This window comes from Aerosakkonema sp. BLCC-F183, assembly GCF_041929145.1.
Taxonomy (GTDB): Bacteria; Cyanobacteriota; Cyanobacteriia; order Cyanobacteriales; family Aerosakkonemataceae; genus Aerosakkonema.
In genome coordinates this window covers 16,859-39,815 of sequence record NZ_JBHFNU010000020.1, presented here as the reverse complement: position 1 = coordinate 39,815, position 22,957 = coordinate 16,859, and the positions used below count along the sequence as shown (strand labels likewise).

Genomic DNA, 22,957 nt, shown 5'->3' with positions numbered 1-22,957 from the left:
TAATGCGATCGATGCTTTAGAGGAATCAAATCTGGGACGCACTTTTGCAGAGATTAAGGCAAACCCCAATCAAATTAGCATTCAAACATCCTTAGTAGATAACCAGGTAGAGATTCGGATTGCCGATAATGGTAAAGGCATAACTGAATCAGTCAAAGAAAAGATTTTCGACCATCTATTTACTACCAAAGCAGTCGGGAAAGGGACTGGATTGGGATTGACGATTGCTCGTCAAATCGTAGTAGAAAAACATGGCGGTTCAATTCACGTTAATTCCACCCCAGGTCAAGGAACGGAATTTATCATTACCTTACCCACTCAATCAGAAAGTAAAAATAGCCTTTAGTATCGATCGCAGTCCAATCAATTTAACAAGAAAACCTGTTGCAAACCACTATGTCAATAAATAACCCGCTAAATACAACTGCTAACCTTACCAACTATCAAATTACCGAATTAATTTATTCGGGAAGTCGAACATTAGTTTATCGCGCCATTCGTACCGATGACAATTTACCCGTAGTCATCAAGGTGATGAAACGGCAATACCCTACTTTCAGCGAATTGGTGCAATTTCGCAATCAGTATACAATTGCCAAAAGTCTAGAGATACCAGGTATTATCAAACCCTACAGTTTAGAACCATATCAAAATGGTTATGGGTTGGTAATGGAAGATTTTGGTGGTATTTCTTTACAGCAATTTTGCGGACAGAAAGCACTGAAATTAGAGCAATTTATTTTGATTGCTATTCAAATTACAGATGTTTTAGAACATTTACATCAACATAACGTTCTTCATAAAGATATCAAACCTGCCAACATTTTGATTAATCCGCAGACCAACCAAATTAAAATAATTGATTTCAGTATTGCCTCTTTACTACCTAAAGAAAACCAAGAAATTCAAAACCCAAATGTGTTAGAAGGAACTCTGGCTTATTTGTCTCCAGAACAAACCGGTCGAATGAACAGAGGAATTGATTACCGCAGTGATTTCTATTCTTTGGGAGTGACATTCTACGAATTGCTGACCGGACAACTTCCATTTTCTTCTCAAGATCCGATGGAATTAGTGCATTGCCATATTGCCAAAGAACCATCTTTTTTAGAAGATAAAAGGAAAGAAATTCCTCAAATTGTTGTAGAAATAGTGATGAAATTGATGGCGAAAAATGCTGAAGATCGCTATCAGAGTGCCTTGGGGTTAAAGCAGGATTTAGAAATTTGTTTAAAGCAATGGCAGGAAAGTAAAAATATTCCTGCCTTTAAATTAAGAGAACGAGATATTTCTGCTCGTTTCGTTATTCCTGAAAAACTTTACGGTCGCCAAGCAGAAGTGCAAGCATTATTAGATGCTTTTGACCGAGTAGCGGGAATAAAAGAATCACAATTAGAAATAGAAAATTTTCAACACCAAAGCGAACTAATACTGGTAACGGGCTTTTCTGGAATTGGTAAAACTGCTGTTGTCAACGAAGTACATAAACCAATCGTTCGACAACGGGGCTATTTTATTAAAGGTAAATTTGACCAGTTCAATCGCAATATACCATTCTCTGCTTTCGTGCAAGCTTTTCGTGATTTGATGGGGCAATTATTGAGTGAAACCGATCGCCAATTGGAGAAATGGAAAACAAAAATATTGGCAGCGCTAGGGGAAAATGCTCAAGTAATCATCGAGGTAATTCCCGAACTCGATCGCATTATCGGTAAACAACTACCCGTACCGGAATTGTCGGGGATCGCAGCCCAAAATCGCTTCAATCTCTTGTTGCAAAAATTTCTTCAAGTTTTTACTACTAAAGAACATCCTCTGGTGATATTTATTGATGATTTGCAATGGGCAGATTCTGCTTCTTTGCACTTAATCAAAATGTTAATGAGCGAAACAAAAAACCCTTATTTATTGTTGATTGGTGCTTATCGAGATAACGAAGTAACGCTCGCTCATCCGTTGATATCGACGTTAACAGAAATTCAAAAATTTAATGCTAAAGTAACGACAATTAATCTTGACAATCTGGATGAACTATCTGTAAATCAGTTGGTGGCAGATACATTGAGTTGTTCCCTGGAATTAGCCCTGCCATTGAGTGAATTGGTCATCAAAAAAACGAAATGAAATCCGTTTTTTATCAATCAATTTATGAAGTCAATGTATGAAGATAAATTGATTGCTTTAAACTTGGAACGTAACTGTTGGGAATGCGATCTGACAAAGGTGAGAACGCTTGCTATCACTGATGATGTAGTAGAATTTATGGCGCGTCAAATTGAGAGATTACCAGTTGATACTCAGAATGTTCTAAAGCTTGCGGCGTGTATTGGCAACTATTTTAATTTAGCGACGCTGGCAATTGTTTCCGAAAAATCTGAAATGGAAACGGCGGCGGATTTGTGGAAAGCTTTGCAGGAAGGTTTGATTTTACCGATTAGCAATATTTATAAATTTTATCAACAAGAATCATTAGTTAATGGTAACGTCGCGGCTGAAAAAGCAGATAGTACACCTGGATTAAGTACGATCGATCGCCAAGGAGAAATAACAGTTACATATAAGTTTTTACATGACCGAGTACAGCAAGCGGCTTATTCTCTGATTGCCGATTCTCAAAAGCAAGCAACTCATCTGAAAATTGGGCAGCTACTTTTGCAAAATTGTTCGGAAATAGAAAGAGAAGAAAAACTGTTCGATATAGTCGGACATTTGAATATAGGAAAAGAGTTAATCGATCGACCAAACGAATTGGAAAATTTAGCTAAATTAAACTTGGCGGCGGGATGCAAAGCTCGAAATTCTACTGCCCACGTTGCGACCAGAATTTACCTACAAACTGGGATTGAATTACTGACGGCAAATTGTTGGCAAACCCAGTATGAATTGACTTTCGATCTATACGTTGCTGCCACAGAAGCTGCTTATTTAAATGGTGATTTTGATGGCATGGAACGGTTGGTAGAAATCGCGTTGCAACAAGCAAAAACGATTTTAGATGGAGTGAAAATTTATGAAATTTTAATTGTTGCCCAGACAGCACGAGGCAAGATATTAGAAGCGATCGCAATTGGCAGAAAAGCACTGGGGCTATTAGGAGTCGAACTGTGCGCCGAACCAAATCAAACCTCGATCGACAAAGCGCTACAAACCATCGTGACTCAACTCCAAGGCAGACAAATTGAGGAACTGGTAGACCTGCCCGTAATGACCGATGCTAACGCGCAAGCTGCCCTACAACTGTTAGCAACTTTATTTGCCCCGATTTTTGTGGGAATGCCTGGTTTATTGCCCTTCCTAAGTGCCACGATGGTGAGTTTATCACTCCAGTTTGGCAATGCACCTAAATCGTCGGTCGGATATGCAATTCACGGGTTAGTTTTATGTACCTTTTTGGAAGAAGTCGAAACTGGTTATGCTTTTGGTAAGTTGGCGCTGAATTTGATGGAACGGTTCGATGTACGGGAACTAAATTCAGCTATCCTGGCTTTTTTTGGTAGCTTTATTCAACATCGTCGAGAAACTCTGTCAGCAACTTTATCAACGCTGAAAGATAGCTACACTGCTGGTATGGAAACTGGCGATTTGCTACAAGCTGGCTATAGCATTATCAGTTACTTTCATCACAGTTTGTTAAGCGGGAAAGAGCTAAATGTTTGGGAAGCAGAAATCCCAGCTTATAGCGCTGTTTTGAATCGCTCAAAACAATATTCTGCCCAGATTTATTTGAGTATTTTATGGCAAACGGTGCGGAATTTGAGGGAAATAGTGAGTCAGCCGAATTGTTTAATTGGCAATACTTACGATGAAACGGTGATGCTTCCCAAGCACGTTGAGGATAATGAATTGACGGCGATCGCAATTATTTATATCTACAAATTACTGCTTGCTTATTCGTTCGATCGCTATTCGGATGCCCTAGATTGTCTTGTCCGAATCAAGCCTTATTTAATGGCTGTATCGGGGCTGGTTTTCGTGCCTGTTTTTCATTTTTATGCAGCCCTGACGCAGCTGGCGAAATTCTCCACGCAGCCAGAAATGAAATTATCTGAAATGCTTGCTGAAGTGGAAATTCACCAAACTACTCTGCATCGATGGGCGCAAAATGCGCCGATGAATCATTTGCATAAATGGTATTTGGTTGAGGCCGAAAAACATCGGGTATTGGATGAAAAAATTGCGGCTATTGAATGTTATGACAAAGCGATTTCTCTAGCTCGCGAGCATCAATTTATTAATGAAGAAGCTTTAGCTAATGAACTGGCTGCTAAATTCTATCTGGGCTGGGGTAAAGAAAAAGTTGCCCAAGGATATATGCAAGAAGCATACTACTGCTACGCTCGTTGGGGAGCAAAAGGGAAAGTGGTTGATTTGGAACAACGCTATCCAAAATTGCTAGTGCCGATTCTGCATCAGGTGCGCTCGCCTTTCACTCCTTATGAAACAATTACGGTTGCTAACACGATCGGGTCATCCCAATCCAGTACGGATCGATCGATCGCTTCGACTAACAGAGGTGTTTTGAGCGCACTGGATCTGACCACTATCCTAAAAGCTTCTCAAACTCTCTCTAGTGAAATTGAATTAGAAAAGCTGCTCTCCACGCTGCTGCATATGGCGATCGAAAATGCGGGAGCCGATAAATGTGCCTTATTGCTACAGAAAGAAGGCAAGCTGTTAATTGAGGCGATGATGAGTTTGGGAGGAAAAGCCAGCCTATTGCGATCGCTTCCTTTAGAAGATTCTCAGGAAGTTCCGATTTCATTAATTAACACCGTCAAACGTACCTTGCAACCAACTGCGATCGCCAATGTCATCGAACATCCTTTGTTACTAGCCGATCCTTACATCATCCGTCAGCAGCCGAAAAGCTTGTTGTGTATGCCATTCCTCCATCAAAGCAAACTCTTAGGCGTGCTTTATTTGGAGAATAAATTGGCTACGGGGGCATTTACCAGCGATCGCGTCGAAGTTCTCCATCTCATTTGCGCTCAAGCTGCAATTTCCCTGGAAAATGCTCGACTCTACCAACAATCACAAACTTACGGCAAACAATTGGAGCAATCCTTGGAAAAACTGCACTTAAGTGAAGCTCGCTTTCAAAAGCTTACTGATAATATTCCCGGCATGATTTATCAACTTCGCCTCGCTGCCGATGGTTCTGTTTCCATACCCTACGTCAGTTCTGGCTGCTACCACCTCTACGAAGTAACGGCAGAGGAAATGGTCGGCGGAAAGTATAGCCTTCGTTCGATGGAACATCCGGACGATCGCGCCGATATCGAGCGGGGGATGATGCAATCTGCCCAAAACTTCACGCCTTTCCTGCACGAATGGCGAATCATCGCGAAATCGGGAAAAATCAAATGGGTGCAAGGCAGGTCTCAACCAGAACGGCAAGCCGATGGTTCGATCCTATGGGATGGAATCCTAGTAGATATTAGCGATCGCAAACTGGCGGAAGTTCAACTTCAACAAAAGGCAAAGGAACTAGAAAACGCTTTACAAGAATTGCAACAAGCTCAAATACATTTGATCCAAAGTGAAAAAATGTCAGCGCTGGGCAATTTGGTAAGTGGGGTAGCACACGAAATTAACAATCCCGTCGGTTTCCTGAGTGGCAATATTCCATCGGTTTTGGACTATATCAAGGATGTGTTTGGATTGTTGGATTTATACCAACGGAAATATGACGATCGCGATTCGGAAATTCAAGCTCTCATTGACGCGATCGACCTCGATTACATTCGCGAAGACTTACCCAAATCAATCAGTTCTATGCAAGAAGGGGTGAATCGAATTCGCGAAATCAGCACCAGCCTTCGCATCTTTTCTCGGGCTGATAAAAATTACAAAGTTCCTTTCAATATCCATGATGGAATCGATAGCACTATCCTCATTCTCAAACATCGCTTAAAAGCTAGCGATCTACATCCGGCCATTGAAATAATTAAAGAGTATGGCAATCTCCCTCAAATTCAATGCTTTCCCGGACAACTAAATCAAGTATTCATGAATATCTTGGGCAATGCTATTGATGCTTTGGAAGAAGCGAATCAAGGACGGAGTTTTGCGGAAATTCAAGCCAGCCCGAATCGCATTACGATTCGTACTGCAATTATTCCCAACAATTGCGTTATGGTTCGCATTGCAGATAACGGTATTGGCATGACGCCAGAGGTGAAGCGGCAGATTTTCGACCATCTATTTACTACCAAAGCAGTGGGGAAAGGGACGGGATTGGGATTGGCGATCGCCAAGTCGATCGTTGTCGAAAAACATGGCGGTTCCATCGATTGTTATTCTCAGCCAGGAAAAGGTACTGAATTTATAATTTATCTGCCAATCAAAACTAAAAATACCCTATAAATTCACTACTTTTTCACCAAGATTTTGTATAATAAATTATTCATCCAGGTAATCAAGAAAGAAATGTTAATTTATCCTCCTAACTTGTTAGGTAAATATTTTCTAACAGATTTTTTTATAGGCAATTTGACTCTCAGATATCGGTTATTTGCAGAATCCAAAAATACTGAAACATCAACTGCAATCCATAATTTACTGCGGCTCACCTTTAATAAGATAATCTTATTTCGCGCTATAGCAGGAATAACGTATAGGCGATTGAGCAATAATACTCCTCACACTCGATCTCGTTGACATGGGGAAAGAAAAATAATTGTAGTCGAAAAATATCAGAGGAGTATCGAAGTTGAGTCAAAATTTGGTCGCGGAATTCAGTTCTGTATCCGACTGCCAATCTCACCCTAGCCATCTTCTCAAATCTAGTAATTTCAAGCTAAACAACCAGACAAACCACTAACCGATAAATCATTATGAATCTGACTGGATATCAACTCAAAACAGAATTATATAACGGTTCGAGAACTGTAGTTTATCGTGGTGAACGCGAGGTAGACTTGCTACCCGTGGCGATCAAACTACTGAAAAACCCCTATCCCAGTTTCAGTGAATTAGTGCAATTTCGCAATCAGTATACGATTGCCAAAAATCTGAATTCTCCCCGAATTGTCCAAACCTATAGTTTAGAAACTTATCAAAATGGTTATGCCTTGGTGATGGAAGACTTTGGAGGAGTTGCTTTATCTGATTATTTCCAGTCTCAGGAAAAATTACCAGCCCAGTTACTGCCAGAATTTTTGTCTATCGCCCTAGTGTTGTGCGATGCCATAGAGATGTTGTACCGAGAACGGGTAATTCACAAAGATATCAAACCCAGCAACATTTTGATTAATCCCCAAACCAAAGAAGTTAAATTACTCGACTTTAGCATTGCCTCATTATTACCCAGAGAAACCCAAACCCTAGTCAACCCCAATGTACTCGAAGGCACATTAGCATATATTTCCCCCGAACAGACAGGGAGAATGAATCGAGGCATTGATTATCGCACAGATTTTTATTCTTTGGGTGTGACATTCTATGAATTACTGACAGGAGAGTTACCATTTTCATCTAATGATGCGATGGAATTGGTACATTCTCATCTGGCGAAAACCCCACCGTTAGTAAATGAAATTAATCCAGATATTCCTTCAGTTCTCTCGAAAATTGTCAGTAAACTGATGGCAAAGAATGCTGAAGATAGATATCAGAGTGCGTTGGGATTAAAATTTGATTTAGAAAAATGTTGGATTCAGCTAAGAGAAACTGGCGAAATTAGAGACTTTGAGATTGCGAGTAGGGATGTGTGCGATCGCTTCATCATTCCCGATCGACTTTATGGTAGAGACAAAGAAGTTCAGACTTTACTGAAAGCCTTCGATCGTGTTGCTAGTGGTAGCTCTGAACTGATATTAGTGGCTGGTTTTTCTGGTATTGGCAAAACAGCAGTCGTGAATGAAGTCCACAAACCCATCACCCGACAGCGCGGCTATTTCATCAAAGGTAAATATGACCAGTTCAATCGCAACATTCCGTTTTCCGCCTTTGTTCAAGCTTTCCGCAGCTTGATGGGACAAATCTTGAGCGCATCTGATGTAGAACTAGCTCGCTGGAAGGAGCAAATTCTGGCTGCTGTCGGTGAAAATGGACAAGTTCTGATTGAAGTCATTCCCGAACTAGAACACATTATCGGTTCCCAACCCTCGGTAGTTGAGCTAGTTGGTAGTGCATCTCAAAATCGCTTTAATCTGCTGTTTGGCAAGTTTATTCAGGTATTTACCAATAAAGAACATCCCTTAGTGATTTTCCTCGATGATTTACAGTGGGCTGATTCTGCTTCTTTGAACTTGTTAAAATTGTTGATGAGCGAGTCGGAAGCAGGGTATTTGCTAGTACTCGGAGCTTATCGGGATAATGAAATTTTTCCGGCTCATCCACTGATGTTAACCCTCAATGAGATGAGACAACGAGGTGTCAATATTAATACTTTATTCTTGGCTCCTTTGGCGGAATCAGATATTACCTGTTTAGTTGCAGATACATTGCTGTGTCCCAATGATATCGCTGCAACACTTTCGCAGTTGCTCTACCAAAAAACTCAGGGAAACGCATTTTTTACAATCCAGTTTTTATCGGGACTGTATGAGGAAGAATGTATTATTTTCAATCGGTTATCCGGTTATTGGCAGTGCAACTTAAGCCAGGTGACGCAATTAGCATTGACAGATGATGTAGTTGCATTTATTACCCGACGATTGCGGAAGCTACCAGTAACAACACAAGAAGTATTAAAGTTAGCAGCGTGCATTGGTAATCGATTTGATTTAGAAACATTAGCAATAGTCTGTGAAACTACTCAAGATAGGGTAGCAGTAGACTTGTGGCGATCGCTTCAAGAGGGGTTAGTCATCCCAGAAAACTCAACCTACAAGTTTTTCCAAGGGAATGAACATGATGTTGAAGATCTAGAAGCGATGAATGACCTCAGTGTTAGTTATCTCTTCATCCACGATCGCGTTCAGCAAGCCGCTTACTCTCTTATTCCTGACGGTTTAAAACAAGCAACTCACTTCAAAATTGGCAACCGTCTGCTGGCTAATGCTTCGCCTGAAGAACAAGGTAGCAAAATTTTTGCCATCGTTAATCACTTAAATCAGGGCTTCGATGCAGATCGAAGCCAGGAAGAACGTTTAGAACTTTTACGGCTAAACTGTATTGCTGGAAAAAGGGCTAAAGAAGCTACTGCCTACGGGGTTGCTGTAAACTACTTTACGGCAGCTGAACGCTTTTTACCTCCAGATAGTTGGCAGCAAGACTATGAAAAGTCCCTAGAAGTTTATTTCAATTTAGCAGAAGCTAAGTATTTGTCTGGAGATTTTAAATCTTCTCTAGCCATTATTGAAACAATCTCTAGCTTTGCCAAACGACAAATTGACAGATCTGAAGCCTTTAACCTAGCAATTCTGATGTTCACATTGCAAGGTCATTATCTGCAAGCACTTCAGTATGGACAAAAAGCATTGTCTTGCTTGAATTTTGATTTATCAGAAATAGACTTAACAAAGAAACTTGAATCCTACCAAAATGAGATTCAATTGAAATTAGCCAATCGCCAGCCAGAGGATCTGGTCAATGAACCAGAAGCTACCGATCCAGAGAAACGCCTGATTATCAAAATCTTGAATAACTTAATTGTACCCGTTTATGTTCTACAAAAGGGAGAGCTATACTTTATCGTCGCGTTATCGATGGTTTCAGTATCTCTCAACTTTGGCGTAATAGCTGAATCAGGAAACGGATTTGCAGCCTATGGAATGTACCTGGGATACTATCAGCGTGACTATCAATCTGGTTATGAATTTGTACTCCTCGCACAAAGTTTAGCCAAACGATTTAAGCAAGCAGACAATCTATGCAAAGCTTGCTATATGCTTGGCAATAATCTCCTTTCTTGGGTGCGTCCTCTGCGTAGCTCAGGTTCGATTTTTGATGAAGGATTAATCGCTGGACTACAGTCTGGGGAAATGGTTTTCTCAGGTAATCTTTTGATGTACAAGTTGCTCAATTCATTTTATGCAGGAGACAGCGTATTAGAAGTTCAGCAAAATCTTCCTGAATATTTAGAGTTTTGTACTAAGAAACTTAACTATCAACTGGCTGTGGATGTGATCGCGGGATTAAATATCTGGCTGGCTGAACTCACAGCTTTTCCTGTGGAGAATATCCCGACTGAGCAGCAGCATCTTGAGTCGTGTAGAGTTAACAATAGTGACTATGCAATTTGCCATTATTTGCTTCTCAAAACTAAAGTTTTATGTTTTTACGGACGTTATGAGCAAGCTGTGGAAGCAGCGCGGGGGGCTGAAGAACTTGTTGGGACTATTACTGGAAAATATCAAGTTGCAGCCATCAATTTCTATCAATCTATTGCGATAGCTGAATACTGTCGTAGTCATGCTCTAGGCTTAGAAAATAGTTTCATTCAAAAAGTTAACTCAAACCAAGATAAACTCAGTCTCTGGGCAATTATTTGCCCACAAAATTTTGCTCATAAATACGATATAGTTAATGCTATTTTAAGTATTTTATCGGGAAATAAGGCAGAAGCAATTGAACTATTCGATCGCGCCATTGCAGGAGCGAAAACCAACGAATATATTCAAGAAGAAGCCTTAGCAAACGAACTAGCAGCTAAATTTTACTTGAACTGGGGTAAGGAAAAATTCGCCGCTCTTTATATGCAAGAAGCATATTATTGTTATGGACGCTGGGGTGCAACAGCCAAAGTCGCCGACTTAGAAAAACGCTATCCCCAATTACTCGCCCCCATATTACAGCAAAGTCGTTCGCCTCTTTCCACTATTTCCACTAAAGAAACTATCTTCGCCTTGGGGACTGTGACATCTACCCGTTCTTTCAGTTATAGCAGCAGTGTCTCAGAAACCTTAGATTTAACAGCAATTCTCAAAGCATCTCATACTATCTCCGGTGAAATCGAACTAGAAAAACTGCTTTCATCGTTACTTTCCATCATCATTGAAACTGCTGGGGCTGATAAATGCGTGTTAATGCTTTTGCAAGAAAATCATCTGCTAATTCAAGGTGCAATTACCCAGGGAACAAAACCAGTAGTATTGCAGAGAATTCCTGTTGAAGAGAGTCAAGACATTACCCACAAACTAATTTACAAAGTTAAGCACAGTCAACAGACTGTTGTTTTATTGGATGCAACCGCAGATTCTACCTTAATTAATGAGCCCTATATTATCCGTCAGCAGCCTTTGAGTATTTTGTGCAGTCCAATTTTACACCAAGGCAAGTTGTTGGGCATTTTATATCTGGAAAATAATTTAGCAAAAGGGGCGTTTACGAGCGAGCGCGTGAAAATTCTGAATCTACTTTGCGCTCAAGCCGCCATTTCTCTTGAAAATGCCCAACTTTATCAACGTTCTCAGGAATATGCCCAAGAGTTACACCGATCGCTCAATGATTTAAAAACTGCTCAATCCCGCTTCCATCATCTAGTAGATAACGTTCCTGGGGTGGTATATCAATTCCTAATGGCCCCGGATGGTTCGGTGTCACTGCCTTATATGAGTAGCGACTGTTATGACCTCTATGAAATCACCGCCTCTGAAGCGATCGCCAACGTGCAGATCCTCTTGGATATGGCACATCCAGAGGATGCTGAATCTCATCGTCAATCCATTGCAGATTCTGCTCAAACCCTAACTCCCTGGCACTGGGAAGGACGAATTGTTACCCCTTCTGGAATCATTAAGTGGATTCACGGAGAAGCGCGAATCGAAAAACTTGCCGATGGCACGTTAGTGTGGGATGGATTGGTGTTGGATATAAGCGATCGCAAACGAGCAGAACTTGCCTTGCAGCAAAAATCTCAAGATTTAGAACAAGCACTGCAAGATTTACAACAAGCGCAATTGCAAATTGTTCAAAGCGAAAAAATGTCTGCTTTGGGTAATATGGTGGCGGGAGTAGCGCACGAAATGAATAATCCTTTAGGCTTTATTGCTGCCAGTCTGCAACAAGCTAAACCCACTGTCGTCGAGATTGTCGAACACTTAAAAATCTATCAAGAAACTTTGACTCATCCGACTGAAAAAATCCAAACTCATGCCGAAGAAATTGACTTGGAATATAGCTTAGAAGACTTGCCCAAAATGCTAGATTCCATGTCGGTAGCCTGCGACAGACTAAAAAATATCAGCACTTCTCTACGGACGTTCTCCCGTGCTGACAGAGATGAAAAAGTGCCATTTAATATTCACGAAGGGATTGAGAGTACCATTCTCATTCTCAAACATCGTCTGAAAGCGAACGACCAACGTCCGGCGATTGAAGTGGTGACTAACTACGGAAATTTACCTCAAATTGAATGTTTTCCAGGTCAATTAAATCAGGTGTTTATGAATATCATCGCCAATGCGATCGATGCGATAGAGGAAGCAAATATGGGAAAGACTTTTGCAGAGATTAAGGCAAGTCCCAATCAGATTACCATTCAAACATCCTTAGTAGATAAACTGGTAGAAATTAGGATTACCGATAATGGTAAAGGCATGACGGAGGCAGTCAAAGCCAAAATATTTGACCATTTATTTACTACCAAAGCCGTGGGTAAAGGCACGGGGTTAGGATTAGCTATTGCCCGTCAAATTGTCGTCGAAAAACATCAGGGGAATATCGAAGTAGAATCAACTGTTGGTCGCGGCACCCAGTTCTGTATCCGATTGCCAATCTCAACCTAGCCATCTTCTCCAATCTAGTAATTGCCAGCCTAACAACCAGACTAACAAGTAACAGGGAAATCATCATGAATCTAACTGGATATCAACTCAAGACAGAATTATATAAGGGTTATAGAACGATTGTGTATCGAGGTGAGCGAGAAGTCGATCGCTTACCAGTCGCCATTAAATTCTTGAAAAATCCTTATCCAAATTTCAGTGAATTAGTGCAATTTCGCAATCAGTATACGATTGCTAAAAATCTAAATTATCCCCAAATTATTCAAACCTATAGCCTGGAAAACTACCAGCATAGTTATGCCTTAGTGATGGAAGATTTCGGAGGAGTTGCTTTATCGAATTATTTCAAATTGCAGTCAAAATTACCAGGCCAGTTACTGCCAGAATTTTTGTCGATCGCCCTAGTCCTGTGCGATGCCCTAGATCTGTTGTATCGAGAACGGGTAATTCATAAAGATATCAAACCTAGCAACATTTTGATTAATCCCCAAACCAAAGAAGTTAAATTAATCGACTTCAGTATTGCATCATTATTACCTAGAGAAACCCAAACGCTCTTAAACCCCAATGTACTCGAAGGCACATTAGCTTATATTTCCCCCGAACAAACTGGCCGAATGAATCGGGGCATTGATTATCGGACAGATTTTTATTCATTAGGTATAACTTTTTACGAATTACTGACCGGAGAATTACCCTTTCAATGGAACGACCCAATGGAGTTGGTGCATTGTCACATTGCTAAACGGCCCAAATTAGTGAATGAAATCAATCCAGAAATTCCGGCTGTTCTATCAGAAATCGTCTCTAAATTGATGGCAAAAAATGCCGAAGACCGCTATCAAAGCGCATTAGGACTGAAATGGGATCTAGAACAATGCTGGCAGCAATTACAAACAAAAGGTCATATTGAAGCTTTTCCCATTGCACAACGGGATTTGTGCGATCGCTTCATTGTTCCCGATCAACTTTATGGACGAGACAGGGAAGTTCAAAGCCTACTCGAAGCTTTTGAGAGAGTCAGCCGTGGCGCAACAGAAATGATGCTCGTCGCTGGGTTCTCTGGAATTGGGAAAACTGCGGTTGTCAATGAGGTACATAAACCCATTGTTAGACAACGGGGCTATTTTATTAAAGGCAAATTTGACCAATTTCAACGCAATATTCCCTTTTCGGCATTTGTGCAAGCTTTTCGATATTTAATGGGAGAATTATTGACCGAAAGTGATGTGCGAATTCAGGAATGGAAACACAAAATATTAGAAGCATTTGGGGAGAATGGACAAGTTTTAATTGATGTAATTCCGGAATTAGAAAAAATTATTGGCCCCCAACCACCAGCCTTAGAACTATCAGGAACAGCAGCAGAAAATCGCTTTAATTTATTGTTTCAAAATTTCATTCAGGTCTTCACGACCGCAGATCATCCCTTAGTCATCTTTCTGGATGACTTGCAGTGGGCAGATTCAGCCTCGCTTCAGTTGATGAAGGTGCTGATGAATGACAATGGCTATCTGCTGATGTTGGGAGCCTATCGGGATAACGAAGTCTCACCAGCTCATCCATTTATCTTAACCGTTGAGGAGTTGAAAAAAGCAGGAGCGAACGTTCATACCATTACGCTGAACCCCTTAGCGGTTGAGCATACCAATCATTTGATTGCCGATACATTGCATTGTTCCCCAGAACTAGCCTTACCCCTAACGCAACTGGTCGATCGCAAAACGAAAGGCAATCCCTTTTTCACCACGCAGTTTCTCAAAGCCTTACACGAAGACGGATACATTACCTTTAATGGCGATCGCCGATATTGGGAATGCGATATTACTCAAATCAATGCTCTGGCTCTCACCGATGATGTAGTGGAATTTATGGCGCTGCAATTGCAGAAGTTGCCAGAGAAAACGCAACAAGTATTGAAGTTGGCGGCTTGTGTCGGCAACCAGTTTGATTTGGCAACCTTGGCAATTATTTCCGAACAGTCTCTAACGGAAACAGCAACTGCCCTGTGGAAGGCGCTACAAGAAGGATTTATTTTACCCAACACTCAGTTATACAAGTTTTTCCAATCAGAGGAATCAAAGCAATTCGATCGCCAAAAGCAGGCTAATCCCGCTTATCGCTTCCTACACGATCGCGTGCAACAGGCCGCCTATTCCCTCATCGATCCCGCTCGAAAACAGCTAACCCATCTGACCATTGGGCAATTGCTACAAACCAAGCTATCGGCAGCAGAACAAGAGGAAAAGCTATTCGATATCGTTGGGCATCTCAATTTGGGACGAGAACTGCTGACGGATCGCGCAGAACGCCAAGCCTTAGCCCAAGGCAACTTAGACGCTGCCCAGAAAGCCAAAAGTGCCACAGCCTACGTCGCTGCCAGAAACTTCGTGCAAACCGGGTTGTCATTGCTCACCAGTCACAGTTGGCAAGATCGGTATGACCTGAGCCTTCAGCTTCATGTGCTGGCAGCAGAGGTCGCCTATTTGGTTGGAGACTTTGAAGACATGGAGCGTCAAAGCCAACTGGTTTTGGATGCTGCAAAAACGGTCTTGGATAAGGTAGAAATTTATGCCATTCAAATCAATGCCAGATCTGCTCAAAATCAAATGGCTGAAGCGATCTCAGTGGGTTCTAATGCTCTGGCACAATTGGGTATTGAATTTTCTCCCGAAGCAAATCAAGCCACCACTGAAAAAACACTGCAAGACTTGGCGCTGCAACTTGAGAATCTAGTAATTGAGGATTTAGTTCAGTTGCCGATAATGACTGACCCACATATCATTGCAGCGATGAAATTAATGGCTATATTATTTGTGCCTATTAAGGTATTGACCCCCGTCCTATTGCCATTACTCTGCGCTAAAATGGTGGGCTTGTCGCTGCAATTTGGCAATAGTTCAGTATCAGCAATGGGTTATCTCAACTATGGGTTGGTTTTAATAAACTTCGGTGATGTGGAGCAGGGGTATCGGTTTGGTAAAGTTGCCTTGGATTTGCTCGATCGATTTCATTCATCGGAAAATCGAGCAATGGTCTTGCTATTTTTTGGCGCTTTGATTCAGCACCGCAAGCAATCTCTACAATCTACTGTTCCACTGCTGAAAGAGGGATATCTACTGCATATAGAAACAGGCGGACTGCTCTATGCGGGTTATAGCATCAATAACTATCTCTATAATCAATTTTTTTCTGGTTTTTGTTTGGCAGATCTGGAGATAGAGTCGAAAAAATATGTTGCTGTTATGACTCAGATGAAGCAGGATAATCCTCTGATCTACACCAAGATTAAACAACAGACTATCGATAATCTGATTGTTACTAAACAGCACCCCGATTTATTGATTGGGGATGTTTACGATGAAACCGTCATTTTTCCCCAGTACATTCGAGATAATGAGTTGATGGCGTTGGCTTGGGCTTGTATCTGTAAATTAATGCTCGCTTATCTCTTTGGTTACTACGATCGCGGCCTGACCTACATTGATACAGCTTATCCCTACTTGGGCAGTATTGCTGGGTTTTTTCAGATTCCAATTTTCTATTTTTATGCTGGGCTAACCTACCTCACGATTGCGGCGACTGAATCAAATTCAGAGCGATCGCACGCATTAACTCTAGCCGAACAACAGCAAGCAGCGCTATCCGAATGGGCGCGATCTGCGCCCATGAATCATCAGCATAAGGTGGATTTATTGGAGGCAGAAAAGTGCCGAGTTCTAGGCAAACGTTATGAAGCAGGAGATTTTTACGATCGCGCCATTGCTGGTGCTAAAAACAATGGTTTTGTTCAGGAAGAAGCCCTCGCTAACGAACTTGCTGCTCGGTTTTATCTCGATTGGGGGAAAGAAAAAGTCGCCGCAGGCTATATGCAAGAAGCTTATTACTGCTATGCCCGTTGGGGAGCAAAGGCGAAAGTGAATGATTTAGAACAGCGATATCCACAATTGCTGTCTCCTATCCTTCAGCCAGCGACCCAGAGATTCACTACGCTGGAAGCACTGGCTTCCATCAGCTCTGTCACCTATAGTTCCAGCGAAGCTAAGAACTCTACCAGTACGAGTATCAATGCTATGCTCGATCTGGCGGCAGTTATTAGAGCCTCCCAAAGCCTTGCAAGCGCGATCCAACTGGATGAACTCTTGCAGCAATTGACTCAAATTATTTTGCAGTATTCGGGCGGCGATCGCTGTGCGCTGCTCGTTCCCGATGTCGATGGCGAATGGCAAGTGCGGGCGATCGCCACTCCCGAATCCACAGAACTTTGTACACAGCCCATAGAAGGCAATTCTCAGCTACCCATTAAAAGGTTAGTGCAGATCTGCACGAAGGAATTGAAAGCACGTTGTTGATTCTGAAGTATCGATTCAAAGCTAACGAAAATCGTCCTGCGATCGAGGTGATTAAAGACTATGGTGATTTACCGAGCGTAGAGTGTTTTCCGGGCCAGTTAAACCAGGTGTTTATGAATATTTTTGCTAATGCGATCGATATGTTTGATGAAATGGCTCTAAGCTTGTCTTTTGCTGAATTAGAAAGCCATCCTCAACAAATGAGAATTCAGACCCAACTGATTGACAAGGCAGTAGAAATTCGGATTCAAGATAATGGTAAAGGGATGACTGAAGAGGTGAAGGCGAAAATCTTTGACCATTTATTTACGACGAAAGCAGTCGGCAAAGGCACGGGGTTAGGGTTAGCGATCGCCAAGTCGATCCTTGTCGAAAAACATGGCGGTTCCCTAGAAGTCCATTCTATACTGGGATCGGGTACGGTATTTATCATCACCTTACCCATTCAGGCACGATAAACAAGTTAACTGTTTTTCGTTGAAATTTATACTTATTTAGCCAACTTGTCATTAATTTTTTGCCAAAGAGCGCCATGAATAAATCCTTCACAAACCATCACCCAAACACAACCCATCAAATTCTCAACTATCAAATTATTGAAACTATTTCTTCAGGAAGCCGTACCTTAGTGTATCGAGCTATCCGTACTTCAGACCAATTACCTGTGGCGATTAAACTCCTCAAAAATATTTATCCCAATTTCAACGAACTGGTACAATTTCGCAATCAATATACTATTACTAAAAATCTGCGATCGTCCTCGATTGTCAAAACCTATAGCCTAGAACCATATCAAAATAGCTATGCTTTGGTTATGGAAGATTTTGGGGGCATTTCTTTAAAAAATTACGTCCAAAAAGTCAATTTTCAATCTCTAAAAGAGTTTTTAGCTATAGCGATCGCCATTTGCAATGCTCTAGAAGTATTGTATCGCCAGAGAGTAATCCATAAGGATATCAAACCCAGCAACATTCTGATTAATCCCCAAACCAAAGAAGTTAAATTAATCGACTTTAGTATTGCTTCACTGCTACCCAGAGAAACCCAAACTATATTAAATCCCAATCATTTGGAAGGAACATTAGCTTATATTTCTCCGGAACAAACTGGCAGAATGAATCGAGGCATTGATTACCGGACTGATTTTTACTCTTTGGGCGTAACTTTCTACGAATTGCTGGCGGGAGAATTACCATTTCTAGCCAACGACCCAATGGAGTTGGTGCATTGTCATATTGCCAAACCGCCGAAATTAGTACATGAAATCAATCCCGAAATTCCTATCGTCATATCAGAAATAGTAGCCAAATTGATGGCAAAAAATGCTGAAAACCGCTATCAAAGCACATTAGGATTGAAATGGGATCTAGAACGATGCTGGCAACAATTGCAGGCAAAAGGTAAAATTGAAACCTTTCCGATCGCGCAACGGGATTTGTGCGATCGCTTTATCATCCCCGATCAACTCTATGGCAGAGAAACCGAAGTAGAAATCCTCCTCCAAGCATTCGATAGAGTCAGCCAAGGCGCAACAGAAATTATGCTGGTGGCTGGGTTTTCTGGAATTGGGAAAACTGCTGTTGTCAATGAGGTGCATAAACCAATTGTCAGACAGCGAGGATATTTTATCAAAGGCAAATTTGACCAATTTCAGCGCAACATTCCCTTTAGTGCTTTCGTGCAAGCCTTTCGAGATTTAATGGGACAATTATTAAGCGAAAGCGATGCCCAGATTCAACAATGGAAACAACAGATTTTAGAAGTTCTGGGGGAAAACGCACGGGTAATTATTGAAGTAATTCCTGAATTAGAAAGCATTATTGGCCCGCAACCCGCAGTAGTAGAATTATCAGGAACGGCGGCTCAAAATCGCTTTAACTTATTATTTCAAAATTTTACCCAAGTCTTCACCAAAGTAGAACATCCCTTAGCGATATTTTTAGATGATTTGCAATGGGCAGATTCAGCCTCTTTGAATTTAATGCAGCTATTAATGGCTGATACGGGTTATCTTTTCATCATTGGTGCCTACCGCGATAACGAAGTCTACCCAGGGCATCCATTAATGTTGACTTTGAGTGACATTGCTAAATCGCGATCGACAATTAATACGATTACTTTAGCACCGTTAAGTCAAGTAGAAGTAAATAAATTAATTGCTGACACGCTCAAAACTTCAGAAGATATAGCTGGTAATCTTTCTGGATTAATCTATCAAAAAACTAAAGGCAATCCTTTTTTTAGCACCCAGTTTATCAAAGCATTATATCAAGATGAATTGATTCAATTTGATTTTGAGTTAGGCTGCTGGCAATGCGACATCACGCAAGTAAGAACTCAAGCAGTGACAGATGACGTTGTAGCTTTTATGAGTTCTCAATTACGCAAACTCCAGCCATCAAATCAACAAATTTTGCAGCTAGCAGCTTGCATTGGTAACTCTTTCGATCTAGCAACTTTGGCAATTGTGTCAGAACAATCTCAAATCGAAACAGCAGCCTGTTTATGGAAAGCATTACAAGAAGGATTTATCGTACCGATCGGTGATTTTTATAAGTTTTATGTCTGGCAGGAAACCACAAAAAATACATCAGAAAATCAGGAAACTGTTAATTATAAATTTTTACACGATCGCGTCCAACAAGCTGCCTATTCCCTAATTCCCGATCGCCAAAAACAGGCAACTCATTACCAAATTGGTCAACTACTCCTGCAACAGGTTTCTCCAGAAGCCAGAGAAGAGAGAATTTTTGAAATAGTCAATCAATTAAATTATGGAACTTCTTTAATTAGCGAACAAACACAACGAAATCAACTAGCACGACTTAACCTCACCGCCTGTCGCAAAGCCAGAACTGCCACCGCCTATCAAGCAGCGCATGAATATGCCGCAGTGGGACTGTCTTTGTTGGGAGAAAATGCTTGGCAACAGCAGTATGAAATGAGTCTTGCTTTTCATGAATTAGCGGCGGAAGTCGCCATGCTATGCGGTGACTTTGAGGCGATGGAAAAGTCGATCGATATTGTCACCGAACAAGCACATTCGTTACTCGAACAAGTCAATGTTTACCGCATTAGGATTCAAGGTAAGACTTCCCAGCGCCAACTCAATGAAGTGCTAGCGATCGGCATCAATATCTTGCAACAGTTAGGCGCAAATATTACCGAATCACCCACACCCGTAGATATTCAACAGTCAATCCAAGAAATTAGCGAACTGATTGGCGACAGAGAAATTGCAGATTTTGTCTACCTTCCTGTAATGACAGATGCAAATAAAATCGCCATTACCCAGATTGCCAGCAGCATCATGGCAGCAGCTTACACCTGTGGATCTCTTTTGTATCCATTACTAGCTACCTTGTTAGTCAAATTATTCCTGCGACATGGCAATATATCTCTTTCTGCTAGTAACTATACTTGTTACAGCTTAGTTCTCTGTAATATGCAGAATATAGATTTAGCTACACAGTTTGGAAATTTGGCATTGAATGTGGCGGCAAAGTTCGATGATAAAGCAACTAAACTGGAAGTATTTTTCCTGCTGGGAAGTTATATCCTTCACCGCAAATCTCACCTCAAAGAAATGTTACCCCTCTTGAGTGAGAGTTATACCCTTGGGCTAGAAGTTGGAAACCTGGAATACGCTGGATATGCGGTTAACCATTTCTGTTGGATTTCTTCTTGGTGCGGTCAACCGCTGGCTAACTTGGAGGAAGAGACACGCACTTACTACCATGCTTTAGTGCAACTGAAGCAATTGGGAACAGCTAATTACTGCCTGATTTATTGGCAAGTGAATTTAAATTTACTAGGTTTGGCAGAACATCCCACCATTTTGTCTGGAGCGGCTTTCCAAGAGACAGAATTTCTCCCCCGGTTGCAGTCTGCCAACGATCTATGTGGATTATATGTTTTCCACTCGTATAAGTTGATGCTTTGCTTTTTGTTTGGGGAAGTTGAACTAGCTAATAACTATGCCTTGGAATGCAGAAAATATTTCATGGCGGGTGCGGGAACAGTTGCCGAACCTGGGTTTTATTTCTATGATTCTTTGGTAGCTCTAGCACTATTGAGTCAACCGTCATCGGAAGGATCGACTCTATTAGAACGGGTGACAGAAAACCAAACTAAGTTACAACATTGGGCGGATTATGCGCCTATGAATCACCAGCATAAAGTCGATCTCGTAGAAGCCGAAAAATGTCGATTTTTAGGGCAGAAATCTACAGCCATTGAGCTATACGATAAGGCAATCTTGGGAGCCAAAGAAAACGAATATATTCAAGAAGAAGCTTTAGCAAATGAACTAGCCGCTAAATTTTATCTCAATTGGAATAAAGAAAAAATCGCTCAAATATATATGCAAGAAGCATACTACTGCTACGCTCGTTGGGGAGCAAAAGCCAAAGTTGCCGACTTAGAAAAACGCTATCCCCAATTACTTGCTCCCATATTACAGCAAACTCGTTCGACTCTCTCAACTCACGAAACTATATTTGCTTTGAGTAATGTCACTTACACCAGTTCCACTACATCCAGTAGTAGTGCTTCTATAGCTTTAGATTTAGCTACCATTATCAAAGCTTCCCAAACTATCTCCAGTGAAATCGAACTGGAAAAATTGCTGTCATCGTTGCTGAAAATCGTCATCGAAAATGCGGGGGCTGATAAATGCGTGTTAATGCTGTGGCGAGACGATCGACTGCTAATTAAAGGCTCAATTACCCAAGGAACAAACCCAGTGGTATTGCAGAGTATTCCGGTTAAAGATAGTCAGGAAATTCCCCACAAGCTAATTTACAAAGTCAAGCACAACAAGCAACCTGTGGTGCTAGTGGATGCGACAGCAGAGCCAATCTTAGCCAACGATCCCTATATTATTCGTCAGCAACCTAAGAGTATTTTGTGCAGCCCAATTTTACACCAAGGGAAGTTGATGGGCATTTTATATCTAGAAAATAATTTAGCAACGGGAGCGTTTACAAAAGAACGGGTAGAAATCCTGAATTTACTTTGTACCCAAGCCGCCATCTCATTAGAAAATGCCCGACTTTATCAACAAGCTCAACAAGCATTACAAGACTTACAACAAGCGCAATTACAGATCGTACAAAGCGAGAAAATGTCTGCCTTGGGTAACTTAGTTGCTGGTGTCGCTCACGAAATGAATAATCCTTTGGGGTTTATTTCTGCCAGTCTTCAAGAAGCTAAACCCACCTTCACAGATATTATCGAACACTTAAAACTCTATCAAGAAAGTTTTCCCGATGAAACTGATAAAATTAAAGCTCATGCCGAAAAAATTGATTTGGAATATAGCTTAGAAGACTTGCCTAAAATGCTAGATTCCATATCTGTAGCCTGCGACAGGCTAAAAAATTTCAGCACCAGTTTACGTACTTTCTCCCGTGCCGATCGAGATGAAAAAGTGCCATTTAATCTTCACGAAGGGATTGATAGTACCATTCTCATTCTCAAACATCGTTTGAAAGCCAACCAACAACGTCCAGCGATTGAGGTAATAACTAATTACGGTGATTTACCTGACATTGAATGTTTCCCTGGTCAATTAAATCAGGTATTTATGAATATTATCGCGAATGCTATTGATGCAATAGAGGAATCAAATCTGGGAAAGACTTTTGCACAGATCAAGGCAAGTCCCAATCAAATTACCATTCAAACATTATTAGTAGATAACCAGGTAGAAATTCGGATTGTTGATAATGGTAAAGGCATGACGGAGGCAGTCAAAGCCAAAATATTTGACCATTTATTTACAACGAAAGCGGTCGGCAAAGGCACTGGATTGGGATTAGCTATTGCCCGTCAAATTGTGGTAGAAAAACATCAGGGGAGTATCGAAGTTGAATCAACTATTGGTCGCGGAACCGAGTTCTGCATCCGATTGCCAATCTCACCCTAGCC

Annotated in this window: 6 protein-coding genes and 1 pseudogene; all 7 read left to right on the top strand. The window is 41.2% G+C overall.

The genetic code is table 11. From position 1 onward, the window contains the following. A partial coding sequence (locus ACE1CD_RS05140) for a sensor histidine kinase (RefSeq protein WP_374789659.1) occupies positions 1-346 on the top strand: 346 nt, incomplete at its 5' end. Positions 347-396: 50 nt separating this feature from the next. Continuing rightward, positions 397-2,124: an AAA family ATPase gene (locus ACE1CD_RS05135; RefSeq protein WP_374822081.1), complete on the top strand. Its 1,728-nt coding sequence runs from the start codon at positions 397-399 to the stop codon at positions 2,122-2,124. A gap of 24 nt (positions 2,125-2,148) precedes the next feature. After that, the gene (locus ACE1CD_RS05130; protein ID WP_374822078.1) at positions 2,149-6,366 is read left to right on the top strand and encodes an ATP-binding protein; all 4,218 of its coding nucleotides are present in this window, start codon (positions 2,149-2,151) and stop codon (positions 6,364-6,366) included. A 470-nt stretch (positions 6,367-6,836) separates the two neighbouring features. Then, positions 6,837-12,674, top strand: coding sequence for an AAA family ATPase (locus tag ACE1CD_RS05125; protein WP_374822075.1), 5,838 nt, complete (start codon positions 6,837-6,839; stop codon positions 12,672-12,674). 65 nt (positions 12,675-12,739) lie between these two features. Then, positions 12,740-17,026, top strand: a complete 4,287-nt coding sequence (locus tag ACE1CD_RS05120; protein WP_374822073.1) for an AAA family ATPase — start codon at positions 12,740-12,742, stop codon at positions 17,024-17,026. Further along, a pseudogene (locus ACE1CD_RS05115) lies at positions 16,996-17,484 on the top strand (sensor histidine kinase); the annotation flags it as partial. The gene ACE1CD_RS05120 and the pseudogene ACE1CD_RS05115, both read left to right, overlap by 31 nt. 74 nt (positions 17,485-17,558) lie before the next feature. After that, a complete protein-coding gene (locus ACE1CD_RS05110; protein WP_374822071.1) occupies positions 17,559-22,955 on the top strand; it encodes an AAA family ATPase in 5,397 nt (1,798 codons plus the stop codon). Positions 22,956-22,957 lie beyond the last annotated feature (2 nt).